The following is a 21,349-nucleotide window of genomic DNA, read 5'->3' on the forward strand; positions in this document are numbered from 1 at the left end:
ATGAGCAACCTACAAAATCCCCCCGCCTTGAATTCAATTAGTCCTTTTGGTTTTTGGGACGGCGCCGTTGGCGTCCTCTCGCGTGAATTATCACCACAACAGTTTAAAACCTGGATACAGCCCCTAGTTTTAGTATCTTTTGATGAGAGTGATCGCTTACTAACAATTGGTGCGCCAAACCGTTTTAAGTTAGATTGGATCAAAAAAACTTTTGCTGAACGCTTCCAAGAAATGGCGGCCGAGTACTTTGGCGACCCAGTCAATATTCATTTTGCCCTGGCGGTTGAGGCCACACCCCCAACAAAGCCGGCCACCGCCGAGCCTACGGAGCCCATTGCAAATATAGAAACTCAAACCAATAGCTCGCCAACAATCTCGGTGGAAGAGCAGTCTTTTGAGATTGAAGACCACTCAAAGCTCAACCCCAATCTCACTTTTGAGACTTTTGTAACCGGCAAAGCAAATCAACTAGCTAGAGCGGCCTCAATTCAGGTTGCACACAACCCAGGAACCTCATACAACCCCATGTTTTTGTATGGCGGTGTTGGCCTCGGAAAAACACACCTCATTCATGCGATCGGCAACCACCTTTTAAAAGAAAAGCCAAATGCCCGAATTCGCTACATTCATGCTGAACAATATGTTTCTGATGTTGTGCGCGCATATCAACAAAAAGCCTTTGATCGCTTCAAGCGTTACTACCACTCACTTGATCTTTTGTTAATCGACGACATCCAGTTTTTTAGTGGCAAGTCGCGAACTCAAGAAGAGTTCTTTTATGCGTTTGAAGCCTTATTAAGCAATCGTTCTCAGGTCATTATTACTAGCGATACCTATCCAAAAGAGATGGCCGGTATTGATGATCGATTGATTTCGCGCTTTGATTCTGGCTTAACCGTGGCTATTGAGCCTCCTGAGCTAGAAATGCGCGTAGCGATTCTGATGAAGAAGGCCGCTAACGAAGGTATCGCCATGAGTGAAGATGTCGCCTTTTTTGTAGCAAAGCACCTACGGTCTAATGTGCGTGAGCTTGAGGGCGCCTTAAGAAAGATTTTGGCCTTCGTTCGCTTCCATGGCCGAGAGGTCACTATTGAGGTGGCTAGAACCGCGCTGAAAGATTTATTGTCAATTCAAAATCGGCAAATCTCCGTTGAAAATATTCAAAAAGCGGTTGCGGACTTCTACAGCATTAAGGTTGCTGATATGTACTCAAAGAAACGGCCCGCAAATATTGCTCGACCAAGGCAAATTGCCATGTTTATGGCAAAAGAATTAACCCAAAAAAGCCTTCCAGAGATTGGGGAATTATTTGGTGGGCGGGATCACACCACCGTTTTGCATGCCGTTCGCAAGATTGCAGATGAGCGCGCTCACGATAGTCAACTAAACCATGAGATTCACGTTATTGAGCAAACCCTGAAGGCGTAATTTTTGCTTGTGGATAAGCGTGTGCATAACCCTAGGGATAACTTTGGGGATTGCTTGTGGATAAATTGTGGAAAGATCCCGCTTCATGCAAAAATAGGGTGTTGAGAAAAAGTTATCCCAATTTTATGCAGTGTTTATACAGAAGTTTTCCACAGGTTTTTAGTTGTTTAAAGTGTTGTTTTATTTGAGGTTTTTGACTTATCCACGGAAAAGACAACCCTTATTACTATTACTACTTAGATATATACAAGGATTTAAAAGCAATGCAACTTGTCAATACCTCGCGCGATAGCTTATTAAAACCACTACAGGTGGTAAGTGGGATTGTTGAGCGTAGACACACACTACCAATTTTGGCAAACCTCTTATTTAAAAAGAGTGGTGAAAAGGTGTCTTTTGTTTCTACTGATATTGAGATTCAAATTACAACCAATGCCAACTTTGGTGTTGGTTCTGAAGATGTCACTACAACGGTTGCTGCAAGAAAGTTGTTGGATATTTTGAGGGCTCTTCCTGAGGGACCGGTGTCTCTTAACCTCAAAGATAATCGCATGGTAGTTCAGAGCGGCAAAAGCCGCTTCTCTTTGCAAACATTGTCTGCGACCGAGTTTCCGATAATGCAAAGCGTGGGCGAGGTGACTGCTGCCTGGAAGATGACGCAAAAAAGCTTTCGTCAAATCATTAGTCAAGTGCACTTTTCAATGGCTCAGCAAGATATTCGTTACTACTTAAATGGAATGTTGTTGGTTGTTGAGGGTAAAGAGGTGGTTGCGGTTGCGACAGATGGTCATCGTCTGGCCTTTTCTCAAGTTCAACTTGCGGAAGCGCCCTCAGGCTCTGGTCAGCGTCAGGAAATCATCATTCCTCGTAAAACAATACTTGAGTGCCAACATTTGCTTGAAGACTCGGATGAATCGTTGGAGATTAGTTTGACCGCTAATCAAGTGAAGTTTACCTTTGGTGATATTGAGCTTATTTCCAAGTTAGTTGAAGGCAAGTTCCCAGACTTTCAAAGAGTGATTCCAAAAGGTCACAAAAACTCACTAGTGGTTGGTCGAGATGTATTGCAAGCGGCCTTACAGCGCGCTGCTATTTTGACGACGGATAAATTTAAAGGAGTTCGTTTTTCTTTATCCCCAAATCGAATTACTGTTCAATCGACCAACGCTGAACAAGAAGAGGCGCAAGAGGAAATTGAAACGGAATATAGCGGTGACGCTGTAGAGATTGGTTTTAATGTGAGCTACTTGTTGGATGTGCTGACAAATTTGAAGAATGAAAAAATTCAAATTAGCTTGGGTGATGCTAACAGCAGTGCGGTAATTACATTGCCAGGATCAGAAGACTTTAAGTATGTAGTAATGCCAATGCGCATTTAATGTAAAAGAAAATGACTGAAGAAAAAAAAGCAGTAGAGCAGTATGGTGCAGCATCGATTCAAATCTTAGAAGGTCTTGAAGCTGTTCGTAAACGTCCCGGTATGTACATCGGAGATACCTCTGATGGAACAGGCTTGCACCATCTTGTTTTTGAGGTTTTAGACAACTCCATTGACGAAGCTCTGGCAGGGTACTGTTCTGAAATCACAGTTGTTATTCAAACAGACAACTCTATTTCGATTGTTGATAACGGCCGCGGTGTTCCAACCGGTATTAAATACGACGACAAACACGAACCAAAAAGAAGTGCAGCAGAAATCGTAATGACCGAACTGCATGCTGGCGGTAAGTTCGACCAAAACAGTTATAAAGTTTCTGGTGGTCTACATGGTGTGGGTGTGAGTTGTGTAAACGCACTTTCTAAATGGTTGAAGTTGACTATTCGTCGCGATGGAAAAACCCATTACATGGAGTTTGCTCGCGGGGTAATACAAAATCGTAATATTCAAGAAGAGAATGGTGTTGCTATTTCCCCGATTACTGTAACGGGTGATACTGAGCTGTCAGGCACAGAGGTGCACTTCTTAGCCGACGAAGAAATATTTGGAAACATTGAGTTTCATTATGAAGTTTTAGTAAAGCGTATTCGCGAACTCTCATTCTTAAATAACGGCGTACACATCAAACTGATCGATCAACGCACTGGTCAGGAAGAAGATTTTGCTTTCTCAGGCGGTGTGCGCGGTTTTGTTGAATACATTAACCAAACTAAAAATGTTTTACACCCTAATATTTTTTACGCTGAGGGCGTACGTCCTTCAGATCTAGGTGGTCAGATCACCGCTGAAGTATCTATGCAGTGGAATGATAGTTTTAGTGAACAGGTTTTATGTTTTACCAATAACATTCCACAGCGTGATGGCGGCACCCATTTAACAGGCTTGCGCGCTGCGATGACTCGCGTCATCAATAAATATATTGATGAAAATGAAGTTGCCAAAAAGGCCAAGGTAGAAATTTCTGGCGATGATATGCGTGAAGGCTTAGCCTGCGTATTGTCCGTAAAAGTGCCAGAGCCAAAATTCTCCAGCCAAACAAAAGACAAGCTGGTATCAAGCGAAGTTCGTGGGCCGGTTGAAGAAATTGTTGCGGAAGCATTAAGCGCTTACTTACAAGAGCGTCCTGCCGACGCAAAAATTCTTTGCGGAAAAATTGTAGACGCTGCTCGCGCCCGTGAGGCGGCTCGTAAAGCGCGCGACATGACACGACGCAAGGGCGCTTTAGATGGGTTAGGCTTGCCAGGTAAGCTTGCTGATTGCCAAGAAAAAGATCCTGCGAAGTCAGAACTATTTATTGTCGAGGGCGACTCCGCGGGAGGCTCTGCTAAACAGGGCCGCGACCGTCGTTTTCAGGCAATTCTTCCTTTAAAAGGAAAAATTCTGAACGTAGAGAAGGCTCGGTTTGACAAGATGCTCACCAGCCAAGAGGTGGTGACATTAATTACGGTTTTAGGTACCGGTATTGGTGTTGAAGAATACAAAGCCGATAAATTGCGCTATCACCGCATCATCATCATGACCGACGCGGACGTTGATGGTAGCCACATCCGCACATTACTCTTAACCTTCTTCTACAGACAGATGCCAGAGTTAATTGAGCGCGGGCACATTTATATTGCTCAACCACCGCTTTATAAGGTGAAGTTTGGTAAGAGTGAGCAGTACATTAAAGACGATACCGAGCTTAATCAGCTTTTACTGAAAATCGCCATGGAAACAGCTTCTTTGCAAACCCCTGGTGGCGAAGTTATTGAGGGTGAAGCCTTAAATGAGTTGGCCAAACACTATCAAGTGATTCAGTCTATTGTTGATCGACTCTCTCGCACGATTGATGAAGATGCATTACGCGCCATTGCTTCTGGAACCCAATTAAATCTGGATACTGAAAAAGCTGCGAATGAATCTGCTGACCGCTTAAGAACCGCGCTTGCAGACCCCTCAAATCCATTGGCGTTGGCACCAGAAATTATTGTGCAAAAAGAAGACCGCACCGAACGATTCCGTTTGTTGTTGTCTCGCCGCATTCACGGCAACCTAAAGCTCTCAACAATTAACTCCGACTTTGTTCATGGCGATGACTATCAAAGCCTTGCTAATGCAGCTGCAGTGTTGTCTGGAAAAGTGTTGGCTGGCACCAAGGTGCGACGAGGTGACCCAGATAAAAATCTGAAAGAGCAAACTATTAATGATTTCCGGGGTGCGTTCTCTTGGTTGTTGTCTGAGGCTGAGCGCGTGCTCAGTCGTCAGCGCTATAAGGGTCTTGGTGAGATGAACCCATCCCAGCTTTGGGAAACCACCATGGATGCTGATTCAAGAACTTTGCTCCAAGTAAAAATTGAAGACGCGATTGCGGCTGACCAGGTGTTTACAACATTGATGGGTGATGAGGTTGAGCCACGTCGCGCATTCATTGAGAAGAACGCGCTCATCGCCCGAAACCTAGACGTATAACAATGAAATCAAAAACATTAAAACCACCAAAGGTGGATCGGTCTTCTATTGTTGTTAAATCTTCGCCGATTCATGGCAGGGGCGTCTTTGTAGCCAAACCAATTAAAAAAGGCCAGGCAATTATTGAATACAAAGGCGAGCGCATTAGTTGGAAGCTTGCAGAAAAGCGGCACCCCCATGACCCTAAAGACCCAAATCACACCTTCTATTTTTCTCTTGAAGATGGTCGAGTAATTGATGCGAAGTATGGTGGCAATGCTGCCCGCTGGATTAATCACTCTTGTAGCCCTAGTTGTGAAACTCGCGAAGATAGTTTTGGTGGCGAACCTCGCGTTTTTATTTATGCCAAGCGCGCCCTTAAGGTTGGTGAGGAGTTGTTTTATGACTACTCTTTAGATATTGAGGGCCGTATTACAAAGCAAATGAAAAAAGACTATGAGTGTCGTTGCGGTGCTAAAAAGTGCCGCGGCACCATGCTTTCCCTCGACGATAAGTAAATCAAGACATTTGCATGTTGTACATCACCATTCAAGAGCTTGAGGCTGCCATCAACTATTGGCGAAATCAATCTCCCGCAAGAGGGGATGAGCTCAGCTTGTGTGCCGAAGCATCTGCGTTGGCAAAGGCGTATGCCCTTATGATCATTCAAGGCTCCCAACGCATACCCTTGGATGTTTTGGATGAATCCGCAAGAATTGCGATTCAAAAATTTATTAAAAATACCCAAAACTCATAATTTACAAACCCTTTTGATTTAGGGTAATTGCTATATATAGCTAAGCCGTTCTGAGTTATCCTCAAAGTCTTGCCCCAGCAGGGGGTAGAGGGTATGAACTTGCAAGAAACAATCTTAAAAACAATTGGTCTCGGAAAATCCTTTAAAGGATTTTCAGCGGTAAGCGACGTTAACTTGGATGTAACCAGAGGAACCATTCACGCCTTAATTGGGCCGAATGGCGCTGGAAAAACAACTTGCTTTAATTTGCTCACAAAATTTTTGGAGCCGACTAGCGGCCAAATTCTATTTAATGGCTTCGACATCACCAATGAAGCCCCGTCTCAAATTGCGCGTCGGGGTGTGATTCGATCATTTCAAATTTCCGCAGTTTTTCCTCATTTAACAGTGCTGGAAAACGTTCGTGTTGCACTGCAGCAAGGATTGGGTACCGAATTCCATTTTTGGAAACCTGGAAGCTCGCTGGATGTCCTAAACGAGAGGGCTTTAGAGTTATTGCGGGAAGTCGGTTTAGAGAAGTTTGCTGATGAAGAAACCATGAATTTAGCCTATGGTCGTAAAAGAGCGCTAGAAATTGCTACTACTTTGGCGATGGAGCCGGAGCTGATGTTGTTGGATGAGCCCACTCAAGGTATGGGTCACGAGGACGTGGAGCGGGTGACCGAGCTGATTGATCGTGTGTCTAAAGGGCGAACCATTTTGATGGTTGAACACAATATGAAAGTAGTTTCTTCCATCGCCGATCGTATTACGGTATTGCAGCGTGGTTCCGTATTGGCTGAAGGTTCTTATCACGAAGTTTCCAATAACCCTCTAGTGGTTGAGGCTTATATGGGCAGCCATGGGGGAGATGCTTTATGACCATGGCGCTCGAGGTTAAAAATTTAGAATCTTGGTACGGCGAGTCACATATTTTGCATGGCGTGAATTTCGCCGTGCGAGACGGTGAAGTTGTTACCTTGTTGGGTAGAAACGGCGCTGGCCGAAGCACCATTCTGAAATCCATTTTGGGCTTAACAAGCAAAAGAACAGGCTCCGTTCAGGTATATGGGGCGGAAACCGTTGGGATGCCGACATACAAAATTGCACGCCTCGGGGTTGGTTTTTGTCCTGAAGAGCGAGGCATCTTTGCTAGCCTGAGCACTGAAGAGAACTTGCTCTTGTTGCCAGAAGTTGCGCCTGGCGGAATGGGCTTAGACGAAATCTATGAAATGTTCCCTAATCTGTATGAGCGCCGCAATAGCCCGGGAACACGACTTTCTGGTGGCGAACAGCAGATGTTAGCCATGGCTCGTATTTTGAGAACTGGGGCAAAGTTGCTTTTACTCGACGAGATTACTGAGGGCTTGGCACCGGTGATTGTGCAAAAGCTGGGCGAGGTGGTGACTAGCTTGCGTAACAAAGGTTTCACTATTGTGTTGGTTGAGCAAAACTTCCGTTTTGCTGCGCCTCTAGCGGATCGACACTATGTTGTTGAGCATGGAAATGTGGTTGAGGTTGTGCAGCAAAACGAGCTTGCTGAAAAAGCAACGCTATTAAATGAGTATTTAGGTGTTTAGTAGTTTTTATAGGAGATGGGTATGAAGTTAAAGCAAATTACCGCAAGTCTGGTTGCAGCGACCATGTTCGCTTCAAACCCAGTTTTTGCACAAAGTGGGTCCAAAGTTAGTGGTGACGTTGTCAAGATTGGGGTGTTAACCGACCTATCTTCAACCTATTCTGATTTGGCTGGTCCTGGTGCGGTGATTGCCGCCAAAATGGCTATCGCTGACTTTTCTAAAGACGGCACAGTGATTGGTAAAAAGATTGAACTCGTTAGCGCAGACCACCAAAATAAAGCAGACATTGCTGCTAATAAAGCGCGCGAATGGTATGACAAAGATGGCGTTGACGTGATTGTTGAATTGGTTTCAACCAACGTTGCGTTGGCTGTAATGGAAGTGGCCGAACAAAAGAACAAAATTACTTTGGTTTCTGGTGCAGCATCTTTGCCAATTACCAATGAAAAATGTACAGCCAATAACGTTCATTGGACTTATGACACCTATGCGCTTTCCAACGGAACAGGCAAGGCGGTTGTAAAGCAAGGTAAAAAGAATTGGTACTTTATTACTGCTGACTATGCATTCGGCGCTGCATTGGAAAAAGATGCAACCGGTGTTGTGACTGCTAACGGTGGAAAAGTATTGGGCACCAGCAAGCATCCTTTCCCAAATAGCGATTTCTCTTCTTACCTCTTAAAAGCTCAAGCCAGTGGCGCCGATGTTGTGGCCTTGGCAAACGCTGGTCAAGACACCATTAATACCGTAAAACAGGCTTCTGAATTTGGTATCAATAAGAAGCAAACGGTTGTGCCTTTGTTGATGTTCATTACAGACGTTCACTCTTTGGGCTTGAATGCTGCTCAAGGCATGTACCTTACAGAGGGCTTCTACTGGGATAAAGATGATAAGACCCGTGCGTTTGCTAAGCGTTTTATCTTGCAACATAAACGTATGCCTAGCATGGTTCAGGCTGGCGTTTATTCCTCTGTATTGGCTTATTTGAATGCGGTTCAAAAGGCTGGCACAGACGACACTCAGGCGGTAATGAAGGCGCTTAAGTCAACTAATATTGACGACGGTCTCTTTAAGGGCAAGATTCGTGCGGACGGCAAGTTTGAGCATGACATGTATCTCTTGGAAGTGAAGAAGCCATCTGAGTCTAAGAGCCCATGGGATTACTACCATGTTCGCGCAGTGATTCCTGCTGCCGAAGCAACCCAACCACTTTCATTGTCACGGTGCAAGCTGGTTACTAATAAGTAATTACAAAAATAAGCATGTTTGAACTTCTCGGAATTACCCCACAAGGGCTGGTTGCCCAGCTCTTAGTGGGTTTGATTAATGGCTCTTTTTACGCCATTTTGAGTTTGGGGTTGGCCATTATTTTTGGCCTCCTAAACATTATTAATTTCGCCCACGGTGCTCAGTACACCATGGGCGCATTTATTGCTTGGATTGGCTTGACTCAAATCAGCCAATGGCTTGGCTTTCCCGAGCTATCCATTAATTATTGGTTTGCTTTAATTGTTGTTCCGCTCGTATTGGCGGGCTTTGGTCTCATTCTTGAGCGGACGATGTTGCGTCGTCTTTATCACCTAGACCATTTGTATGGCTTATTGCTTACTTTTGGATTGGCTTTGATCATTGAGGGAATGTTCCGTCATTGGTATGGCATTTCTGGTGAGAGCTACCCAGCTCCAGAGGCTCTACAAGGGGCGATCCCCTTGGAATCAATCGGCATTATTTTGCCGATCTATCGCTTATGGGTTGTTGCAATTTCATTAACGGTTTGTTTCTCTACTTGGTATGTGATCGAGAGAACAAAGTTAGGTGCTTATTTGCGTGCGGGCACCGAAAATCCAAAATTACTTCAAGCATTTGGAATTAATGTGCCACTGATGATTTCTTTGGCATACGCTTATGGCGTTGGCTTAGCAGGTTTCGCTGGTGTATTGGCTGCCCCCATATTCCAAGTAAATCCATTGATGGGATCAAATCTCATCATTGTCGTTTTTGCAGTAGTGGTGATCGGTGGCATGGGCTCAATCATGGGCGCCATTTTGACTGGTTTGGCATTGGGTTTGGTTGAGGGCCTTACTAAGGTCTTCTACCCCGAGGCTTCTGGAGTTGTCATTTTTGTGATCATGGCAATTGTTCTCTTGATTCGTCCTGCTGGACTTTTTGGGCGGGAAAAATAATCATGAACCCAAAAACAAAATTGCTTTACGCCATTTTGGTGTTAATTGCCCTACTGTTGCCGTTTCAAGATTTCATCTATCTTGTTTTTGCAATGAAGGTTTTGTGTTTTGCGCTTTTCGCTTGCGCGTTTAATTTGTTGCTTGGCTTCACTGGTCTTTTATCGTTCGGTCATGCAGCATTTTTCGGAACATCTGCTTACATTACTGCTTACTTTTGCAAAGAGGCTAGTTTTTCGCCAGAGCTTGGCATTCTCTTGGGTGTAGTAGGTTCCGGCATTCTTGGCTTCTTGATTGGGTCTCTCGCCATTCGTCGTCAGGGTATTTATTTTGCGATGGTGACCTTGGCCCTTTCTCAAATGGTTTATTTTTTGGCCGTACAGGTTCCTTACACTGGTGGCGAAGATGGCATACAAGGCGTTCCTCGCGGAACATTATTTGGCTTGATTGACCTCAAAGACGATGTTGCCATGTACTACTTTGTCTTGGCTGTTTTCTTGTTTGGCTTTGCGCTCATCATGCGAACAGTTCACTCACCCTTTGGGCAAGTGTTGAAAGCTATTCGCGAGAATGAGCCGCGTGCAATTTCTTTGGGCTATGACGTAGACCGTTTCAAGCTTATGTCTTTTGTCATTTCAGCAGCACTTGCTGGCCTAGCCGGCTCAATGAAATCTTTGGTGTTCCAGTTGGCAACCTTGACCGATGTGCATTGGCATATGTCTGGCGAAGTGGTGTTGATGACTTTGCTGGGTGGCATGGGAACAATTTTGGGTCCAGTAGTTGGCGCGGGCATTGTGGTTGGTTTACAAAACTACCTCGCAAATATTGGATCTTGGAGCACGATTGCAACTGGTTTCATATTTGTAGTTTGTGTACTGGCATTTCGTCGCGGTGTTGTTGGCGAAATTGTTGCGCACCTTAAAAATAAAAACTAAGAAACAAAAACGAAGTTTTTGGTTTCCTCTTATTATTTAGTTTTTAGTGTGGCGCGTTTAGCGCCACACTCATTTAAATAAAAAGAAAACAAAGAGACTCCCATCGAATTTTCTATTTACATTTGGCCCCTGCTTTTGGCGATGGCTTTCTTCGCTGGTCTGGTAGATGCGGTTGCTGGCGGCGGTGGTTTGATTCAAGTGCCCGCCCTTTTCGCGGCGTATCCAGAGGCTTCTCCGGCCACACTGCTCTCCACTAACAAAGTTTCTGCCGTAGGTGGAACGCTCAATGCTGCACGAAGATATTTGCGCCATGTGTCACTTCCGTGGGCGGTGGTTGGTCCCGCAATTGTTGCTGGTTTTGTTGGTTCTTTATTGGGTGCGAACGCAGTAAGCAACTTCCCAGCAGACCCATTGCGCAAGGCTTTACCTTTTGTTTTGTTGCTATTGTTGCTGTACACCTGGTTTCAGCCTTCGCTCGGAGAAATTCATGCGCCCAAGGGCACAAATCGATTTCAACAATTAAAAGGGGTTTTGCTAGGTTTAACTATCGGTTTTTATGATGGCTTTTTTGGCCCTGGAACTGGTAGCTTTTTGCTATTTGGTTTTGTTCGTTTTTTCGGCTTCGACTTTTTACATGCTTCTGCTGCAACCAAGTTGGTCAATGTTGCCACCAATCTGGCGGCTATATTACTTTTGGCTAGCTTTGGCCAAATTCATTGGACTCTTGGATTTGCCATGATGGTGGCGAATATTGCTGGTAGCCAATTTGGCAGTCGCCTAGCAATTAAGCATGGAAGCGCCTTTGTCAGAAAAGCTTTTTTAGTAATTGTTAGCGTATTAATTTTGAAGTCTGCGTGGAATGCGTATTTCATTAATTAAATCAATTACTTAGAAATCGCCCCTTTACTTTTTTAAGAATTTCTCATGTTTTGTTTCACGTGAAACAAACAAAATGCTATGATCATCGCCCTATCTAAGGCAAATCATGCGTTATTCCAAAAGTTTCGATGTCATTGTTGTAGGCGGCGGTCATGCTGGGACAGAGGCTGCGCTTGCTTCGGCGCGCATGGGATGCGATACGCTTTTAATTACCCATAGCATTGAAAATTTGGGCGCGATGAGTTGTAACCCCTCAATCGGGGGTATCGGTAAAGGCCACTTAGTTAAAGAAATAGATGCCATGGGTGGTGCAATGGCTGCCGCCACCGACGAGGCTGGAATCCAGTTTCGTATTCTGAACTCCAGCAAAGGCCCCGCGGTTCGGGCAACCAGGGCTCAAGGTGATCGGGTTTTGTATAAAGCGGCGATTCGTCGACGTTTAGAGAATCAGTCAAATTTAAGCCTATTCCAAGCTGCTGTGGATGACCTTTTGGTTAAGGGTGATGAGGTTCAGGGCGTGGTCACTCAAATGGGTCTGGAGTTCATGGCCAAAAAGGTTGTTTTAACAGCCGGTACATTTTTAGATGGAAAAATTCACGTTGGCTTAAATAATTATGCTGGTGGAAGGGCCGGCGATCCAGCAGCCATTTCTTTGTCTGCCCGTCTAAAAGAGCTAAAGCTTCCCCAGGGAAGACTGAAGACTGGTACCCCGCCCCGCATTGATGGCAGAACTATTGATTTTTCTGTCATGCTAGAGCAGTCTGGAGACTTAGACCCGGTACCCGTTTTTTCATACTTGGGGCGTCCAGAGCAACATCCTAAGCAGGTTCCGTGCTGGATTTCTCATACAAACGAGAAAACCCACAATATTATTCGTGGCGGCTTGGACCGCTCCCCAATGTATACAGGCGTAATTGAGGGGGTTGGACCTCGTTATTGCCCTTCTATTGAGGACAAGATTCATCGTTTTGCCTCTAGAAATAGCCACCAAATATTCCTGGAGCCAGAGGGCTTAACAACGAACGAGTTTTACCCCAATGGAATTTCAACCAGCCTCCCCTTTGATGTGCAGTGGGACTTGGTTCGTAGCATACGCGGCCTAGAGTCCGCGGTGATTGTGCGCCCCGGATATGCAATTGAATACGACTTTTATGACCCACGTCAGTTGCGACACAGCTTAGAAACTAGGGCAATTGGGGGTTTATATTTTGCTGGGCAAATAAACGGTACCACTGGTTACGAAGAGGCTGCTGCCCAAGGTATGTTGGCCGGAATTAATGCTGGTTTAGCCGCTCAAGGCAAAGAGCCCTGGTTACCAAAGCGCAGCGAATCTTATATAGGCGTCTTGGTGGATGACTTGATTACTCGTGGAGTTCAAGAGCCTTATCGTATGTTTACTAGCCGCGCTGAATACCGCTTAAGTTTGAGAGAAGACAATGCAGACATGCGGCTTACTGGCATTGGCCGCGAGCTAGGACTAGTTGATGATCGTCGTTGGGAAGTTTTTTGCCGGAAACAAGAGGCTGTTTCACGTGAAACATCTCGTTTGCATGACATTTGGGTGGGCCCAAAACACGAGGTAGCCCCCCTCATTTCAGAATTGTTAGGCCAAGATTTGTCGCACGAATGCAATTTGGCCGATCTTTTAAGAAGGCCTGGGGTTACGTACGAGGCAATTACTGGGTTAGGAGGCGGCATTTGGTCGCCTGGTATTTTGGATCAAGATCTCGGCTTAGCTGCCCAAATTAGCGATCAAGTGGAAGTTTCCGTTAAATATCAAGGCTATATTGATCGTCAAGCCATGGAAATTGCGCGCCAAGAGCACAATGAGACCTACCCTCTTCCTGAGTCCCTAGATTATTCCCAAGTCCTTGGTTTATCCAAAGAGGTGCAACAAAAGTTGAATTTGCACAAACCGGCAACATTGGGGCAGGCCGGGAGAATTTCTGGAGTTACACCAGCGGCCCTCTCCTTGCTTTTGGTGCACCTTAAAAAGGGTTTGGGTCGCGCTCAGGAAACTACATGACCGAAGATCTTCTGGAGCTTGGAATTGCAGAACTTGGGCTGAATTTAAGCAACGATAACATTGCTGATTTAGAGCTTTTTTTGCAGGAAATGGGTCGCTGGAATCAAGTCCATAACCTGACTGCAATTGAGAATGAGCAAGATTCAGTGCGCTTGCATCTTATTGATTCTATTGCAGTTTTACCAGTAATGAGACGTTTTTTGCAGGATAACTCTCGGATAGCTGATCTTGGTTCTGGTGGCGGTTTACCAGCCATCCCGATTGCCATTATTCAACCAAATTGGAGCCTGACATTAATTGAGGCCATTCGCAAGAAAACCGCTTTTCTACAGCATGTTCGCGGCAAGCTAAAGTTAAAAAACATCGATGTGCAGAGCGACCGAGTTGAAAATGTTGCATTGCAACAATCTGGACAGTTTGATGCCGTTATTTCGAGAGCGTTTACTAATTTATCCCGGTTTTTAGAGCTATCTCTGCCCTTGCTTAAGCCCAATGGTTTGGTATTTGCAATGAAAGCCAAGCGCGCGGATGAAGAGTTATCGGCGGTTTGCAAAGAGGATTGGCAATTATTGGCTGACGAAGCGCTTTGCATTCCTAATTTATCTGTAGAGCGACGCCTTTTAGTGCTTGGCCCCGTGAGAAAATCTACCCCCACTATTTCATCTGCACATTCTTAAAAAAACCATGGCAAAAATATTCTGTATAGCAAACCAAAAAGGGGGTGTTGGTAAGACCACCACTGCCGTTAACTTAGCTGCGGGATTGGCTGGTCATGGGCAGCGTGTTTTACTTGTAGATTTAGATCCGCAGGGCAATGCCACTATGGGATCGGGGGTGGAGAAAGCCGATTTAGAGTTAAGTGTTTACCAAGTATTAATTGGTATGGCAGCAATTAAAGAATGTGCGCAACGTTGCGAGAGTTCTGGCTACGATGTGCTACCTGCGAATCGCGATTTAGCGGGTGCCGAAATTGAGTTAGTTGATTTGGATGAGCGAGAATCTCGTTTAAAAGAAGCGCTGTCACGGGTAGCAGATGATTACGATTTTATATTGATCGATTGCCCGCCCGCCCTTTCATTGCTAACCTTGAATGGCTTGTGTGCGGCGAATGGCGTCATCGTTCCGATGCAGTGTGAGTACTTTGCATTGGAAGGGCTTTCTGATTTAGTAAATACGATCAAACAAGTACACGCAAATTTAAATCCAGATCTAGTCATTATTGGTTTGTTGCGCGTGATGTTTGATGCGCGCATGACCCTGCAACAACAAGTCTCAGAGCAGTTGCTTGAGCACTTTGGCGACAAAGTATTTAAGACCATTATTCCGCGCAATGTTCGATTGGCAGAGGCGCCTTCATATGGTCTTCCCGGTGTGGCCTTTGATAAATCATCGCGCGGTGCAAAAGCTTATTTAGATTTTGGCGCCGAAATGATCGAACGCATTAAACGCATGTAATTTTTTAAAAAGACAAATCATCATGGTTGCCATAAAGAAAAAAGGTTTAGGTAGAGGATTAGAGGCTTTGTTGGGCGAAAAAAATCAAGCACCAAAGCCATCAACGGATATCAATCGTTTGCCCTTAACTGCTTTGCAGGCAGGCAAATATCAGCCACGCCAAAAAATGGAAGCGGGCGCACTCCAAGAGTTGGCAGAAAGCATTCGTGAACAAGGGGTGATGCAGCCATTGCTAGTGCGCTTAGTGGGCGCAGGCAAATACGAAATTATTGCGGGTGAAAGACGCTTTCGCGCAGCAACGATAGCCGGCTTAAAAGAAGTGCCTGTTTTGGTTTCTGGCGCAGATGATCAAGCTGCTGCAGCAATGGCCTTGGTCGAAAATATGCAACGCGAAGATTTAAATCCTTTGGAGGAGTCTCAGGGTTTAGCGCGGCTGATTGAAGAGTTTGGTTTTACGCATGAACAAGCAGCAAAAGCAGTAGGAAAATCTCGTAGCGCAATTAGTAATCTCTTGCGCCTGGCTCAACTGGCCAAACCTGTACAGGCAATGCTTTTGGCGGGAGACATTGATATGGGGCATGCCCGTGCCCTTTTGCCTTTGCCTGGCGCAAGCCAGGTTGCCTTGGCGCAAAGAATTGCAGCTCAGGGCTTATCTGTGCGCGAGGTGGAGAGAATGTCTGCGGCTTTGGTTATTGCTGGCGGACAAATTGGAGATAAAAAAGCAAAAACTAAAGTCGGGTCTGTAGCCCCAAATCAAGATCCGGATATGCGTCGCTTAACTCAAGAAATTGCGGATTTAATTGGATTGAGTGCGGAATTTAAGTTCAAAGGCAAGGGTGGAGAACTCAGAATTCAGTTTAGTCAATTCGATGAGTTGGATTCTTTATTAAGAAAGATAGGCATAGAAGCGTAAAGATTGCCAAAAATGTCCCCAAATCCTTTGACATATTGCACTGCACACATTAAACTTTTGGGGCTAAATTGATTCCTCAAAAAAATCAATTTTCCAAGGCGGACGATTGGGATGACCTCGAAGAAGAGGACATTCGGGTCTATAGTAAGGAAGAGATTGTTGCGTTGCAGCAAAAAAATGCTGCAAAGTACCGAATTCTTTCACCTTGGAAGGTTTTATTGGCCCAAGTACTTATTACAGCAATTAGCATGGTGTTTTGGTCAGTTTTTGGGGAGCCGGTAGGGGTAAGCCTTTATACTCAGTCGGCCTTTTTAGGTGGTTTAATTAGCGTCTTGCCCTCAGCCTTGTTTTTAATAAGATTAGAGATGGCAAAAAAATCGCAAAGATTGAATGCAGGAAGTTTTTTAGCAGCATTAGTTTCTGGCGAATTTATAAAAATTGCCGTGACATTAATGATGTTTGTGGGGATTGCATACCTTGTCCCTAGCTTGCTTTGGGTCCCCTTTTTGGTGACTTACCTGCTTGCCTTGAAGTGTGTGTGGCTGGCGTGGTTGTGGCGCTAAGTAGTGACAATTGAGATTAACAAAGGACTAGTTAAGAGATGTCTAGCGAAGTACTTCAGGCCCATGAGGCAGCGGAAAAAATGACGCCAACGGCGTACATTTCTGAGCATTTACATAATCTCACCAATATTGGCGAGCCTCAGCATTCCATTATTGATTTCAGCGTAATTAATTTAGATACTATTTTTTGGGCCTCCTTGATGGGCTTCTTAGCGGTATTTATTTTGTTAATTGCAGCGCGTCGCGCAACCCCTGGTGTGCCTGGTCGTTTCCAGTGCTTGGTAGAAATGATTGTGGAAATGGTTGACACTCAAGCGAAGAGCATTGTTCATGGCAACCGCACTTTTATTGCACCACTCGCGCTTTTCGTATTTTTTTGGATCATCCTCTTAAATACCCTTGACTTGATTCCTGTGGATTGGGTGTTGGGCGTAAATCATTTCATCGAGAGCTTCGGTGTTCACGTACCTCATCACAGATTGGTTCCAACAACAGACTTGAATGCCACTATGGGCATGTCACTCTCAGTATTGGTTTTGGTGTTCTTTTATAGCTTCAAAGTAAAAGGTGTTGGCGGCTTCTTGCATGAGCTGGTTTCTGCTCCCTTTGGTGCGAAGTGGTATTTGGCCCCATTCAACCTTGCGTTGAACATTATTGAATATTTGGCGAAAGGCGTTTCTTTGGGAATGCGACTTTTCGGAAACATGTACGCTGGTGAGTTGGTGTTCTTATTGATCGCACTGCTCGGAAGTGTATGGACTTTTAATTTAGATTTATCCCTGTTCGGATTGGTGGGCCATGTTATTGCTGGATCAGCTTGGGCCATCTTCCACATTTTGGTTATTTTGTTGCAAGCCTTTATTTTTATGATGTTGACTTTGGTTTACATCGGGCAAGCGCATAGCCATCACTAAGATTTTATTTTTAACCTACCTCTTTTAACTTCAGGAGTCAGCAACATGCAACAATTTCTCGCAAACATTCAAGGTTTCACAGCGATTTGTATTGGCATCATTATCGGCCTCGGCGCGATCGGTGCTTGTTTGGGTATTGCATTGATGGGCGGCAAGTACATCGAAGCTTGCGCACGTCAACCAGAATTGATGGAGCCGCTCCAAACTAAGATGTTCCTTTTGGCTGGTTTGATCGACGCTGCGTTCTTGATCGGCGTTGGTGTTGCAATGTTGTTTGCTTTCGCAAACCCACTGCTCGCTGTTATTAAGTAATTGTTTTGGCATGGATGACCAAAGGGTCATCCAACTGTTCTCAACAATACTGAAAGGAATATCGTGAATCTGAACGCGACCCTATTCGCGCAAATGATCGTTTTCTTCGTCTTATGGTGGGTTGTTGCACGTTTCGTGTGGCCACCACTAGTTAAGGCGCTAGATGAACGTTCAAGCAAAATTGCTGATGGTTTAGCTGCTGCTGAGCGCGGCAAAGAAGCACTAGCATTGGCAAGCAATGAAGCTGAGCAAGAATTAAACAAAGCACGCCAAGAAGGCGTTCAACGCGTTGCTGAAGCAGAAAAACGTGCGCAAATGTCTGCCGAAGAAATTCGTGTAAACGCACAAGCTGAAGCCGCTCGAATCATTTCTCAAGCAAAGCAAGATGCAGATCAACAAGTCACACGCGCGCGCGAATTGTTGCGCGCTGAAGTTGCCCTACTTGCTGTTAAAGGTGCTGAGCAAATTTTGCGTCGTGAAGTTGATGCAAAAGCGCATGGCCAATTGCTTGATCAACTAAAGGCAGAACTTTGATATGGCTGATTTAGCCACTATTGCACGTCCTTACGCTGAGGCGCTTTTTCAAAGCGCTAAGCCGGCGGAACTCGCTGGTTGCCTAGAGCAGTTAAATGAGTTGGCACAGCTTGCTGCTTTGCCTGAAATTGCTGCTTTATCAAACAATCCAAAAGTTTCCGCTGATGATTTGAGCAAGTTACTTTCTGGCATGGTGAAAACTAAGCTTGATCCTAAGGTCGCTAGCTTTTTAAATCTTGTGAACCAAAACCACCGCTTAGCAGCTGTTCCAGAAATTGCCTATCAATTTGAGGCAATGAAGAACAAGAGCGAGGGTGCTGCAGAAGTAATGATTACCAGCGCATTCCCTTTAGAGGGTTCTGCGCTAAATGATTTGTTGTCAAGTTTGAAGAAGCGCTTTGGGGGTAAAGAATTGCGCCCAACTATTCAGGTTGATCCAGCATTGATTGGCGGAGTCCGCATTCAAGTTGGTGACGAGGTGATGGATAGTTCTGTCAAGGCACAGTTAGCTCAAATGCAAGCAAGTCTTGGCGCATAAGTTATCCCTATTAAGAACATACGAAATAAGACCCAGGAGTAAGTAATGCAACTCAATCCTTCCGAGATCAGCGAACTGATCAAAAGCCGAATTAGCGAATTGGGCGTTGACTCCCAAGTGCGCAATGAAGGCACTGTAATTTCAGTGACTGACGGTATTTGCCGTGTACATGGTTTGTCTGGCGTGATGCAAGGCGAAATGTTGGAATTCCCTAACAACACAATCGGCCTCGCGCTGAACCTTGAGCGTGACTCTGTTGGTGCTGTGGTGTTGGGTGAGTACACCCACATTAAAGAAGGCGACGCTGTTAAATGTACCGGCCGTATTTTGGAAGTACCTGTTGGCCCAGAATTGCTTGGTCGCGTAGTAAATGCACTCGGTCAACCGATTGATGGCAAAGGTCCAATCAATACTAAGTTAACTGACTTTATTGAAAAAGTTGCTCCTGGCGTTATCGCACGTCAATCCGTTAGCCAGCCAGTACAAACAGGTTTGAAGGCGATTGATGCGATGGTTCCAATTGGCCGTGGTCAGCGTGAGTTGATCATTGGCGACCGTCAAACTGGTAAAACAGCGGTTGCAGTTGATGCGATCATTAACCAAAAAGGTAAAGGCGTTTATTGCGTTTACGTGGCGATCGGTCAAAAAGCTTCTACTATTGCTAACGTTGTTCGCAAGCTCACAGAATTGGGCGCGATGGAATACACCGTAGTTGTGGCAGCAAGTGCATCTGAGTCTGCAGCGATGCAGTACCTCTCTGCATATGCAGGTTGCACAATGGGTGAATACTTCCGCGATCGCGGTGAAGATGCTTTGATTGTTTACGATGACTTGACCAAGCAAGCAGTTGCTTATCGTCAAATCTCCTTGTTGCTCCGCCGCCCACCAGGCCGCGAAGCTTATCCTGGCGACGTGTTTTATCTCCACTCACGCTTGCTCGAGCGCGCTGCTCGTGTAAATGCCGAGTATGTTGAGAAGTTCACTAACGGCGCAGTAAAAGGTAAGACTGGCTCATTGACAGCATTGCCAATTATTGAAACTCAAGCGGGTGACGTTTCTGCATTCGTTCCAACAAACGTGATTTCGATTACTGACGGTCAGATCTTCTTGGAAACTGACTTGTTCAACGCGGGTGTGCGTCCTGCGATTAACGCAGGTATTTCTGTTTCCCGCGTTGGTGGCGCAGCACAAACTAAAGTGATTAAGAAATTGTCCGGCGGTATTCGTACTGACTTGGCACAGTATCGTGAATTGGCAGCGTTTGCACAGTTCGCATCTGATCTTGATGAAGCAACCCGTAAGCAGCTCGAGCGTGGTCGCCGTGTTACAGAATTGTGCAAGCAAGCTCAGTACAAGCCACTCCAGGTTTGGGAAATGGCTGCTTCACTCTACGCAGTAAACAATGGTTATTTTGATGATCTCGAAGTGAAAGATGTATTGGCTTTCGAAAAAGGCCTGCAAGATCACTTGAAATCAAAATATGCTGACTTAGTTGCTCGCATTGAAGAGACTAAAGATTTGAGCAAAGAAGACGAAGCTGCTTTACGCGCTGCGATTGAGGACTACAAGCGTTCTGCAGCCTTCTAAGGACGCGTAAATCATGGCCGGCACAAAAGAGATACGATCCAAGATCAAGAGCGTGCAAAACACGCGCAAGATCACGAAAGCGATGGAAATGGTCGCCGCATCCAAGATGCGTCGTGCCCAGGAGCGCATGCGTAATGCGCGCCCATACGCTGAAAAAATTCGTGAAATGGTAGCCAATCTTTCTAAAGCAAATCCCGAGTATCGCCCTGCTTATATGGCAACTCGAGAGGTTAAGAAAGTTGGCACGATTCTGGTTACAACAGACAAAGGCCTGTGCGGTGGTTTAAATACCAACGTTCTGCGTTTGATTGCTAACCAAGTGCGCGATTTGCAGGCAAAAAATGTTGAAATTGAGTACACCGCGATTGGTTCAAAAGGCCTTCAATTTTTGAATCGTTCAAAAGCAAAACTCATTTCTCAAACAATTCAAATTGGCGATACGCCACATTTGGATGTTTTGATTGGCGCAATTGCTGCCCAATTAGAAGCGTTTGAGAAGGGCGAGATTGATGCAGTGTATTTGGCATACACACGTTTCGTGAATGCCATGAAACAAGAGCCTGTTCTAGAAAAGCTTTTACCTTTAGAGTCAGCTGTTTTGAGCTCTGAAGATAAGTCGGGACCATCTTGGGACTACATTTATGAGCCCGATGCTGAGTCCATTTTGAATGGCTTATTAAAGCGTTACGTTGAAACGATGATTTATCAAGCGGTTGCTGAGAATATGGCGTCCGAGCAGTCTGCACGTATGGTTTCCATGAAGGCTGCATCTGATAACGCGAAGAACGTGATCGGCGAATTGCAATTGGATTACAACAAAACACGACAAGCTGCTATTACCAAGGAGTTGTCAGAAATTGTTGGTGGAGCGGCTGCGGTTTAAGCGGTCGGCATTTAGGAA

At 45.2% G+C, this 21,349-nt stretch carries 21 protein-coding genes and 1 pseudogene; all 22 read left to right on the forward strand.

The annotated features are described in order from the left end of the window. Positions 1-75 precede the first annotated feature (75 nt). Positions 76-1,428 (forward strand): annotated as a pseudogene (dnaA, locus tag IC571_RS00005) (chromosomal replication initiator protein DnaA); the annotation flags it as partial. 263 nt (positions 1,429-1,691) lie between these two features. After that, on the forward strand, positions 1,692-2,807 hold the full coding sequence (gene dnaN / locus IC571_RS00010; protein WP_215316605.1) for a DNA polymerase III subunit beta: 1,116 nt from the start codon (positions 1,692-1,694) through the stop codon (positions 2,805-2,807). Positions 2,808-2,818: 11 nt separating this feature from the next. Further along, complete coding sequence (gene gyrB / locus IC571_RS00015; RefSeq protein WP_215316607.1) at positions 2,819-5,317, forward strand: DNA topoisomerase (ATP-hydrolyzing) subunit B; 2,499 nt, start codon at positions 2,819-2,821, stop codon at positions 5,315-5,317. 2 nt (positions 5,318-5,319) lie between these two features. After that, complete coding sequence (locus IC571_RS00020; RefSeq protein ID WP_215316609.1) at positions 5,320-5,814, forward strand: SET domain-containing protein; 495 nt, start codon at positions 5,320-5,322, stop codon at positions 5,812-5,814. Between the two features lie 14 nt (positions 5,815-5,828). After that, on the forward strand, positions 5,829-6,053 hold the full coding sequence (locus IC571_RS00025; RefSeq protein ID WP_215316611.1) for a DUF3717 domain-containing protein: 225 nt from the start codon (positions 5,829-5,831) through the stop codon (positions 6,051-6,053). A gap of 93 nt (positions 6,054-6,146) precedes the next feature. Further along, on the forward strand, positions 6,147-6,914 hold the full coding sequence (locus tag IC571_RS00030; protein ID WP_215316612.1) for an ABC transporter ATP-binding protein: 768 nt from the start codon (positions 6,147-6,149) through the stop codon (positions 6,912-6,914). After that, entirely contained in the window at positions 6,911-7,612 is a 702-nt protein-coding gene (locus IC571_RS00035; protein WP_215316614.1) for an ABC transporter ATP-binding protein, read from the forward strand. Before IC571_RS00030 ends, IC571_RS00035 begins: the two co-directional genes overlap by 4 nt. Positions 7,613-7,633: 21 nt before the next feature. Then, positions 7,634-8,860, forward strand: a complete 1,227-nt coding sequence (locus tag IC571_RS00040) for an ABC transporter substrate-binding protein (RefSeq protein WP_215316616.1) — start codon at positions 7,634-7,636, stop codon at positions 8,858-8,860. Between the two features lie 14 nt (positions 8,861-8,874). Further along, positions 8,875-9,795 (forward strand): branched-chain amino acid ABC transporter permease, encoded by a 921-nt coding sequence (locus IC571_RS00045; RefSeq protein ID WP_215316617.1) that lies wholly within the window; start codon positions 8,875-8,877, stop codon positions 9,793-9,795. A gap of 2 nt (positions 9,796-9,797) precedes the next feature. Then, positions 9,798-10,727 carry a branched-chain amino acid ABC transporter permease gene (locus tag IC571_RS00050; protein ID WP_215316619.1) on the forward strand — a complete coding sequence of 310 codons (930 nt, stop codon included), beginning with the start codon at positions 9,798-9,800 and terminating at the stop codon, positions 10,725-10,727. A 141-nt stretch (positions 10,728-10,868) separates the two neighbouring features. Then, complete coding sequence (locus IC571_RS00055; RefSeq protein ID WP_215316621.1) at positions 10,869-11,606, forward strand: TSUP family transporter; 738 nt, start codon at positions 10,869-10,871, stop codon at positions 11,604-11,606. Positions 11,607-11,712: 106 nt separating this feature from the next. After that, positions 11,713-13,632 carry a tRNA uridine-5-carboxymethylaminomethyl(34) synthesis enzyme MnmG gene (gene mnmG / locus IC571_RS00060; protein ID WP_215316622.1) on the forward strand — a complete coding sequence of 640 codons (1,920 nt, stop codon included), beginning with the start codon at positions 11,713-11,715 and terminating at the stop codon, positions 13,630-13,632. Beyond that, on the forward strand, positions 13,629-14,309 hold the full coding sequence (gene rsmG, locus IC571_RS00065) for a 16S rRNA (guanine(527)-N(7))-methyltransferase RsmG (RefSeq protein ID WP_215316624.1): 681 nt from the start codon (positions 13,629-13,631) through the stop codon (positions 14,307-14,309). The genes mnmG and rsmG overlap by 4 nt, the downstream gene beginning before the upstream one ends. A gap of 7 nt (positions 14,310-14,316) precedes the next feature. Beyond that, entirely contained in the window at positions 14,317-15,087 is a 771-nt protein-coding gene (locus tag IC571_RS00070) for a ParA family protein (protein ID WP_215316626.1), read from the forward strand. Between the two features lie 22 nt (positions 15,088-15,109). Continuing rightward, positions 15,110-16,000, forward strand: coding sequence for a ParB/RepB/Spo0J family partition protein (locus IC571_RS00075; protein ID WP_215316628.1), 891 nt, complete (start codon positions 15,110-15,112; stop codon positions 15,998-16,000). A gap of 68 nt (positions 16,001-16,068) precedes the next feature. Continuing rightward, positions 16,069-16,563, forward strand: a complete 495-nt coding sequence (locus IC571_RS00080) for an ATP synthase subunit I (RefSeq protein WP_215316630.1) — start codon at positions 16,069-16,071, stop codon at positions 16,561-16,563. Positions 16,564-16,601: 38 nt separating this feature from the next. Further along, positions 16,602-17,477, forward strand: coding sequence for a F0F1 ATP synthase subunit A (gene atpB, locus IC571_RS00085; protein WP_215316632.1), 876 nt, complete (start codon positions 16,602-16,604; stop codon positions 17,475-17,477). Between the two features lie 45 nt (positions 17,478-17,522). Beyond that, positions 17,523-17,789 carry a F0F1 ATP synthase subunit C gene (gene atpE, locus IC571_RS00090; protein WP_114639407.1) on the forward strand — a complete coding sequence of 89 codons (267 nt, stop codon included), beginning with the start codon at positions 17,523-17,525 and terminating at the stop codon, positions 17,787-17,789. A gap of 63 nt (positions 17,790-17,852) precedes the next feature. Next, positions 17,853-18,323: a F0F1 ATP synthase subunit B gene (locus IC571_RS00095; protein WP_215316633.1), complete on the forward strand. Its 471-nt coding sequence runs from the start codon at positions 17,853-17,855 to the stop codon at positions 18,321-18,323. 1 nt (position 18,324) lies between these two features. Beyond that, a complete protein-coding gene (locus IC571_RS00100) occupies positions 18,325-18,861 on the forward strand; it encodes a F0F1 ATP synthase subunit delta (protein WP_215316635.1) in 537 nt (178 codons plus the stop codon). Between the two features lie 45 nt (positions 18,862-18,906). After that, positions 18,907-20,448 (forward strand): F0F1 ATP synthase subunit alpha, encoded by a 1,542-nt coding sequence (gene atpA / locus IC571_RS00105; protein ID WP_215316637.1) that lies wholly within the window; start codon positions 18,907-18,909, stop codon positions 20,446-20,448. 13 nt (positions 20,449-20,461) lie between these two features. Then, positions 20,462-21,331: a F0F1 ATP synthase subunit gamma gene (atpG, locus tag IC571_RS00110; RefSeq protein WP_215316639.1), complete on the forward strand. Its 870-nt coding sequence runs from the start codon at positions 20,462-20,464 to the stop codon at positions 21,329-21,331. The last annotated feature ends 18 nt before the right edge of the window (positions 21,332-21,349 follow it).

Source organism: Polynucleobacter sp. MWH-UH2A (genome assembly GCF_018687195.1).
In the GTDB taxonomy this organism is placed as follows: domain Bacteria; phylum Pseudomonadota; class Gammaproteobacteria; order Burkholderiales; family Burkholderiaceae; genus Polynucleobacter.

Excerpts from the sequence above, each read along its gene's own strand:
- dnaN (WP_215316605.1), top strand. The coding sequence starts at position 1,692 with ATGCAACTTGTCAATACCTCGCGCGATAGCTTATTAAAACCACTACAG.
- gyrB (WP_215316607.1), top strand. The coding sequence starts at position 2,819 with ATGACTGAAGAAAAAAAAGCAGTAGAGCAGTATGGTGCAGCATCGATT.
- IC571_RS00020 (WP_215316609.1), top strand. The coding sequence starts at position 5,320 with ATGAAATCAAAAACATTAAAACCACCAAAGGTGGATCGGTCTTCTATT.
- IC571_RS00025 (WP_215316611.1), top strand. The coding sequence starts at position 5,829 with ATGTTGTACATCACCATTCAAGAGCTTGAGGCTGCCATCAACTATTGG.
- IC571_RS00030 (WP_215316612.1), top strand. The coding sequence starts at position 6,147 with ATGAACTTGCAAGAAACAATCTTAAAAACAATTGGTCTCGGAAAATCC.
- IC571_RS00035 (WP_215316614.1), top strand. The coding sequence starts at position 6,911 with ATGACCATGGCGCTCGAGGTTAAAAATTTAGAATCTTGGTACGGCGAG.
- IC571_RS00040 (WP_215316616.1), top strand. The coding sequence starts at position 7,634 with ATGAAGTTAAAGCAAATTACCGCAAGTCTGGTTGCAGCGACCATGTTC.
- IC571_RS00045 (WP_215316617.1), top strand. The coding sequence starts at position 8,875 with ATGTTTGAACTTCTCGGAATTACCCCACAAGGGCTGGTTGCCCAGCTC.
- IC571_RS00050 (WP_215316619.1), top strand. The coding sequence starts at position 9,798 with ATGAACCCAAAAACAAAATTGCTTTACGCCATTTTGGTGTTAATTGCC.
- IC571_RS00055 (WP_215316621.1), top strand. The coding sequence starts at position 10,869 with ATGGCTTTCTTCGCTGGTCTGGTAGATGCGGTTGCTGGCGGCGGTGGT.
- mnmG (WP_215316622.1), top strand. The coding sequence starts at position 11,713 with ATGCGTTATTCCAAAAGTTTCGATGTCATTGTTGTAGGCGGCGGTCAT.
- rsmG (WP_215316624.1), top strand. The coding sequence starts at position 13,629 with ATGACCGAAGATCTTCTGGAGCTTGGAATTGCAGAACTTGGGCTGAAT.
- IC571_RS00070 (WP_215316626.1), top strand. The coding sequence starts at position 14,317 with ATGGCAAAAATATTCTGTATAGCAAACCAAAAAGGGGGTGTTGGTAAG.
- IC571_RS00075 (WP_215316628.1), top strand. The coding sequence starts at position 15,110 with ATGGTTGCCATAAAGAAAAAAGGTTTAGGTAGAGGATTAGAGGCTTTG.
- atpB (WP_215316632.1), top strand. The coding sequence starts at position 16,602 with ATGTCTAGCGAAGTACTTCAGGCCCATGAGGCAGCGGAAAAAATGACG.
- atpE (WP_114639407.1), top strand. The coding sequence starts at position 17,523 with ATGCAACAATTTCTCGCAAACATTCAAGGTTTCACAGCGATTTGTATT.
- IC571_RS00100 (WP_215316635.1), top strand. The coding sequence starts at position 18,325 with ATGGCTGATTTAGCCACTATTGCACGTCCTTACGCTGAGGCGCTTTTT.
- atpA (WP_215316637.1), top strand. The coding sequence starts at position 18,907 with ATGCAACTCAATCCTTCCGAGATCAGCGAACTGATCAAAAGCCGAATT.
- atpG (WP_215316639.1), top strand. The coding sequence starts at position 20,462 with ATGGCCGGCACAAAAGAGATACGATCCAAGATCAAGAGCGTGCAAAAC.